Source organism: Aquiflexum sp. (assembly GCF_977115555.1).
In genome coordinates this window covers 1-1,395 of record NZ_CDSBKL010000643.1, presented here as the reverse complement: position 1 = coordinate 1,395, position 1,395 = coordinate 1, and the positions used below count along the sequence as shown (strand labels likewise).

The following is a 1,395-nucleotide window of genomic DNA, read 5'->3' as shown; positions in this document are numbered from 1 at the left end:
CGTCTCATGGGGAGCCCTGCACGATCAGGGACAAATGGGTTTTTCGGATGAATACAAAACCTCTTTGGTCAAAAAGCTCAGCGAAGAATACAAAATTTTTATCTCTTCGGAAGGAACATTACCGCTTGAACTTCAGCCTTTCCACATCAACATCAAGCCAAATCGCGTTCACCACGTCTTGTATTATGCCGCTTTGTTTATTGGAGAAGGGGCGACTATGGCTTCTGAATGTGCTGCACTTGGCACTCCCGCAATTTATGTCAATTCATTAGATGCCGGTACTTTACAAAAGCAGGCTGAAGATGGGTTGATAATTAATAAAAGGTATCAGGAAGGCACATTAGAAAAAGCCTATGAAATTTTGAATGATAAGGAATCCAAAACCCGATTAAGAGAAAAAGCCAAATCATTAAACCCAGATAGGTACAACCTTACCGATTTTTTGACATGGTTGGTGGCCGAATATCCTCAATCAAAACAAAAATTACTCTCAGGCCAATTCGATCCAAAAGCTAATTTTAAGTAATATGTGCGGCATCTTTGGGCTTTTTGTCAAACCTGAATCCGGAATTTCGGATAGAGAAATCAGAAAACTTTCTTCCAAACTTGCTTTATTGAGTGAGTCGAGAGGAAAGGACTCTTCCGGGATGGCTTTTGTAGACCATGAAGGAAAGAAAGTGGAGGTAACCAAAGGTGACATAAGGATCAGAAAGCTGTTGAAAAGCCCTGAAATTGTATCTTCTCTTTCCAATTCTTTGGAGCGGTACAGGAGTCATAAAGACTCTTTTTCAGTTTTTGGCCATGCGAGACTGGTTACCAATGGGTCACAGTTGGAGGATGAAAACAACCAACCTGTCATCAAGGACGGAAATTTTTTGATCCATAATGGGATCATTGTCAATGCAGATTTGCTTTGGGAAAAGCATCCGGAATTAATTAGAGAATTCAGGATTGATTCGGAAATCATTCTCAGTCTTTTGGATCAATCTATTTTCCAAAATCAGGATAATTTAGAAATGGCTATCAAGGATTCTTTGAACCAATTGGAGGGTACTTATTCCATCATGGCGTTTTTTCCAAGGCTCAATAAAATCCTTTTGGCTACCAACAACGGTTCTTTGTACTATCTCACTGATAGGAATAGTTACATGATTTTTGGCTCAGAATCACATTATTTAGATGAATTGATTCCTTTCCTACCTGAGAAAGGAAAAGCAAACGAAACCAATGAAATCCGAAAAGTGAATCCAAATCAGGCATTTTGGTTTGATCCTTCAAATTTGGTGTTGGAGGAAATTGGTATTAAGAAAAGTGGTATATCATATAAAAAAGCTGAGAATGTCCTTCCGTATTCATTGAAAATTTCTTCCATCAAAAACCCTGATTTTGGAAATG

General features: G+C 38.6%; 1 protein-coding gene and 1 pseudogene. Both read left to right on the top strand.

The annotated features are described in order from the left end of the window. Window positions 1–526: pseudogene (locus tag ACZFYI_RS20370) on the top strand (DUF354 domain-containing protein); the annotation flags it as partial. Between the two features lies 1 nt (window position 527). Then, window positions 528–1,395, top strand: an 868-nt coding sequence (locus tag ACZFYI_RS20365) for a class II glutamine amidotransferase (protein WP_462525950.1), incomplete at its 3' end; no start/stop codon positions are given.